At 38.4% G+C, this 4,891-nt stretch carries 5 protein-coding genes; 1 reads left to right on the plus strand and 4 read right to left on the minus strand.

Annotated elements, in window-relative coordinates; genetic code table 11:
• On the plus strand, positions 1-244 hold a 244-nt coding region (locus BPMYX0001_RS29155), incomplete at its 5' end, for a zinc ribbon domain-containing protein (RefSeq protein WP_081449610.1).
• Between the two features lie 158 nt (positions 245-402).
• Here the strand turns inward: BPMYX0001_RS29155 and BPMYX0001_RS29160 are convergent.
• The 4 genes from BPMYX0001_RS29160 to BPMYX0001_RS29175 all read right to left on the minus strand — a co-directional run.
• Complete coding sequence (locus BPMYX0001_RS29160; RefSeq protein WP_006097735.1) at positions 403-1,083, minus strand: DUF1266 domain-containing protein; 681 nt, start codon at positions 1,081-1,083, stop codon at positions 403-405.
• A 12-nt stretch (positions 1,084-1,095) separates the two neighbouring features.
• Positions 1,096-2,394 (minus strand): J domain-containing protein, encoded by a 1,299-nt coding sequence (locus BPMYX0001_RS29165; protein WP_033799595.1) that lies wholly within the window; start codon positions 2,392-2,394, stop codon positions 1,096-1,098.
• Entirely contained in the window at positions 2,391-4,094 is a 1,704-nt protein-coding gene (locus tag BPMYX0001_RS29170; RefSeq protein WP_006097737.1) for a molecular chaperone HscC, read from the minus strand. Before BPMYX0001_RS29170 ends, BPMYX0001_RS29165 begins: the two co-directional genes overlap by 4 nt.
• Before the next feature lie 553 nt (positions 4,095-4,647).
• On the minus strand, positions 4,648-4,891 hold a 244-nt coding region (locus tag BPMYX0001_RS29175), incomplete at its 5' end, for a zinc ribbon domain-containing protein (protein ID WP_033799596.1).

Here is a 4,891-nt window from a genome sequence, read left to right on the forward strand (position 1 = left end):
AGCTATGTTGGAATATAAAGCGAAATGGTATGGTAAACAAGTTGTCGTGGTATCTAAAACATTTGCTTCTAGTCAACTATGTTCCAATTGTAGATTCAAAAACAAAGACGTTAAAAATCTAACAATTCGTGTGTGGGATTGTCCTTCTTGCGGCACACATCACGATCGAGATCAAAATGCAGCACTCAATCTGAGAAATGAGGCAATTCGTCTCTTAACCGTAGGAACTACGGGGATAGCCTAAGTTCAATAGAACTCTGTACTTAGGAATCTTCCACTTCAAACAGTCCGCAAGGACGTTAAGTGGTGAGTAGTTCAGCAAATACCTTATATGTAAATAAATCCCAGGAAATCATAGTTCCTAGGATTTTTTATCAATTTGGTTAAGAAGCATAGCATGATTTAACTTAAATCTTTAAGTAGATTATTTTCCCATGGAACAACACTCAATAGAGTTTTTTTATAATCAAACAAGTACGATACGTAATTAATATTATACTTATCTTTATTTATGAATTCTGTATCATTTGCGTTAAAGTGGCTGCCAATACGAAAGGCGTTAAAATACTCGTGCCAGTCTGAATAAGAATGTTGTGAAAGTCGTGCAGCCTGTATCATAAAGTTCTTTGCTTCCTGTTTTGATAAATAACCGAGTCTTCTACCGACCCGACATAAACAGATACACCATGCATAATCAAACGCTGCAATTCCTGAATCCGTCAAAATATGTAATCCGTAATTAGCAATATAAAGTTTTTCATGGTCAGGATGGTCTTTCGATAATTGTTTTCGCGCTGCCTCGGAAAGAGGAGTCAATTGATGGCGTATACGATTAAATTCCTGCCGTGTCCCTTCTTCTAAAAACCAAATGATTTTCTCTTTTAACTCCGTCGAATTTTCGATTTGCCATGTCCATAACACGTTCTTCAAAAAACGTTTCCCAATAAAGCGGTCTCTGATAAGGGTAAATTCATATCGGGTAAAATAGTTTGTAAGGTAAACGCAATTCAAACAAACGGAAGACAGGCAGCGGAAATATAGTTCGAACTGTTTCTCTCGTTTTCTTTTATATAAAACAGGCATTCTGTCTCCTCCTTATGCGAATGTTTTAAGCCTAACGAATTTCCATGCTTCCCAAATAAGTGGGAGTAGGAGAAGTAATGCATATTTAGATGGTAATGGGGTTAAAACAATAAGAATCATAAAGAGCAAATAAACCCAGGTGCGGCTAATAAATAGAAATAAAAAGTATAGCGCATAGCGGATAATAAACTTCATATTTATTTCTTGTTTCTGTCTCTTCTCTGGAATTTCAGTGTGAATTCGAATACAGTATGAACGAAATTCGAAGCGTTCCACATAACGCTTTACCACATCCAACGCCCTAGTGGCTACAGTTTCTATATCACCTGATTCGAACGAATGCTTCACTATTAAGAATTGTGCGTCCATATGCTCCGGCTCAATCGACAGTAGATGCTCACAGTCCTTGATAGCATCTGCAAACTGCCCGCGGTCATAGTAAATCTGGGCCCGATAAAGTAAACCATCTAGGTCATCCGGGTAAATGGCAAGTATGTCATTGAATGATTGTAACGCACGTTCTTTATTTTCTATGCGCAAATAATAAATGCCCTGCATGCGTAAAAGTTCCGGATCTTCTTGATAAAGCTCGTATGCAAAATCGAGTGCACTTTTTGCTGCTTCTAAGTTATTATTCATAAGTGTGAGCTGGATTTCTTCACGTAAATGAAAATACGCTTCAAAATCTAAATCATCACTTTTCTTGAAAACATCATAACGCATTTCTTTCTCGCCGCTAATTCTCTCTAGCAAAAACTGTACTGTTTCTTCACTATATTCAAATTCCAACTCCTCTCTTTGTTCACTAAAGCGAAATACATTGTCGAGAAGTTCCCAAATCGAGCGGGGGAAATGGTAATGATATTGTAAAAATTCTATTAATCTATCTTGAATCACTGCCGCATGTTCTACGTCCCATATCACATCGGAACTTAATAAGTCTTCCCAATTTTTCGGTTCGATTCGTGCAAAGAAATCGTTATACAGCGTCTCGATTTTTTCCGTAAATGCGTAAACGGGATGTTCTGAAACGAGAGTGGCGGCAAGTTCAGCGTCACCATCCATCCATGTAGGAGATACAGGGTGGATATAGGAATTCTCTTCGTTTTCATCCGTTTTTTCTAGTTGAGAGGGAGGTGCAGTCTTCATTTGTTTTGCGCTTTTTATCGCTTTATCAAATGCTTCTCTCAGCCGCTGATATCCTTCAGGATCGTCTTCGGGATGATAAATCTTTAGAAGTTTTGCATAAGCCTTTTTAATAGCTGCAACATTATCGGTAGGCTCAATTTCTAACGTTTCCCAAATGCTCATGAATGACTGATCCACCTTTCAATATTCTCTAAATGCTCTTTTAATATATGAGCGGCTTCTTTCACTTTTTTATCATTTTGCGTTGTGAGCGCATTTTCAAATTGCTGTAACAAGATCGCGACTTTTTTGCGTTCGTCACCGAGTAACTCTTCATAGAGCCGTTCGCCTTTTGCGAGCAGCAATCGGTTTTCGGACCGGTCTCGTGGATGAATTTTAATTTCTTTCAATTCTAGTAGTCTAGCTTCAATTTCTTTTTCTGTAAGATTTCCGGCGTTTTGTTGGATAATTGCTCTTTTTTTCTCTCCAGTCGTTGTACTTATTACCTCGACTTCGAGAATGCCATTTATGTCATATGTATAACGAATGTCAATCGCCTCTTGTCCAGCAGGAGCAGGAGGGACTTTAATTTTAAGTTCGCCAAGTTTTAAGTTATTTTTAACCAAGCGGTTTTCTCCTTGATAAACATCGACAAGTATGGAGTGTTGTCTATCATTGACAGTATAAAGTCGTTCCACTCGACTTACAGGAATCGGTGTATTTCGTTCAATAATCGGGAAGAAGTATCCGGATCCTTGTTGTCCATTTCCTAATGCTTGAACAACACTAGTTCCTAACGTATATGGACAAACATCCGTTAAGATAACTTCTTCTAGTGCTTTGTTTCGTTCTTTTAAAGCAACTTGAATCGCAGCACCTAAAGCAACCGTTTCATCAGGATTAATATTCGCATGAGGCATGCGTCCGAACATTTTAGAAATGACGGATTTGATAAGCGGCATCCTTGTCGCCCCGCCAATTAGAATGACAGCATCTAAATCCTTAGGGTTTAGCGACGCATCGCGAAGTGCGCGTTCAATCGGATAGCGAAGCCGTAAGAGAAGCGGGGTTACTAATTTTTCAAATTCACTTCTGTTAATGCGAGTTTCATACGTCTCATTATGAATAACGACTTTCATAATCGCGGCAGGCTCATTACATAATGTAAGTTTGCAACGTTCTGCTTGTGCATAAATTAAAGATAGCGTTTTTGAGTCAAGGGAATCGGAATCGAGTTGGTGTGACTCTAAGAAAAAGGACATGAGACTGTTTGTGAAGTCTTCGCCTCCAAGATAATTATCGCCGGCGATCGATTTAACATCCATCACTCCTTCAAATAATTCCAAAATGGACACGTCAAATGTTCCGCCGCCTAAATCAAATACAAGAAATTTTGTCTCTGCCGCTTCCTGATACAGTCCGTAAGCGATAGCAGCTGCCGTTGGCTCACTAATGAGACGTTCAACTTTTAATCCAGCAATTTCAGCAGCTCGTTTTGTCGCTTTGCGCTGAGCATCGTTGAAATAAGCAGGTACGCTAATGACAGCACCAGTAACCGCTTCGTTTAAATAAGCTTCTGCATCTTGTTTTAAAGATTGAATGATAAAAGATGAAAGTTCTTCTGAAGAAAATGTATACATACCTAACTCGTATTTTTTCTCTGTTCCTATAAATCGCTTAAACGTTGATGCTGTAACGTGCGGATGGGTAATCAGCCGTTCTTTGGCGATGCGTCCGACTAAAACTTCACCGCTCTCGTCAACACTGATGACAGATGGTGTAAGATATTCGCCAAGTGCATTTGGGATAAGGGCTGCACCATAATCCGTCCAATAGGCTACTAAACTATTCGTTGTTCCTAGGTCAATTCCAATCGTTGCCATAATAATCTCCTCTCGTTTTTACTCTATCTTACTATATATTATTATAATAATGTATAGTAAGAGAAAAATGGAATCGTAGGGTTTTATTTCTTGAAGGAAAGGGGGAGAAACAGATAGTTTAGTAGTGTTGAGTTTGTTATAAGTAAAGAGGTATAATTTCATCAGAATGTTTTTACAAACATGGGGAAATTTTATGTAAAGGGTGGTAAAGAGGTCAGATGATAATTGGAATTATATGTTTGATTTTAGGAATAGCGTTAATTTGGATGAGTGGAGGGGGACTTTTATTATTGGTGCCTGGCATTCTGTTTACAGTGGCGGGCGGTGTTATATGTGTGATTTTTAGACGGTTAGAAAAAGAGAGAAGAAGATTAAGGAAGAATGGTTAGAAGATACATATTGTATAGTTTGTACTTACATAATTAGGCGGAAGCATCAAGTCTAAAACATCTCTTATATTTTATAAATTTTGAACTACTCACCACTTAACGTCCTTGCGGACTGTTTGAAGTGGGAGATTCCTAGGTACAGAGTTCTATCGAACTCTAATGAATTAGGCTATCCCCGTAGTTCCTACGGTTAAGATACGAATTGCTTCATTTCTAAGATTGAGTGCTGCATTCCGATCTCTATCGTGATGTGTGCCACAAGAAGGGCAATCCCACTCACGAATTGTTAGGTTTTTGACATCTTTGTTTTTGTATCCACAATTGGAACATAACTGACTAGAAGCAAATGTTTTAGATACCACGATAACTTGTTTACCATACCATTTTGCTTTATATTCCAACATAGCC

Source organism: Bacillus pseudomycoides DSM 12442, assembly GCF_000161455.1.
Taxonomy (GTDB): domain Bacteria; phylum Bacillota; class Bacilli; order Bacillales; family Bacillaceae_G; genus Bacillus_A; species Bacillus_A pseudomycoides.

What these genes read in the sequence shown, in the direction of transcription:
- BPMYX0001_RS29160 (WP_006097735.1), bottom strand. Translation starts at nt 1,083, where the DNA reads ATGCCTGTTTTATATAAAAGAAAACGAGAGAAACAGTTCGAACTATAT.
- BPMYX0001_RS29165 (WP_033799595.1), bottom strand. Translation starts at nt 2,394, where the DNA reads ATGAGCATTTGGGAAACGTTAGAAATTGAGCCTACCGATAATGTTGCA.
- BPMYX0001_RS29170 (WP_006097737.1), bottom strand. Translation starts at nt 4,094, where the DNA reads ATGGCAACGATTGGAATTGACCTAGGAACAACGAATAGTTTAGTAGCC.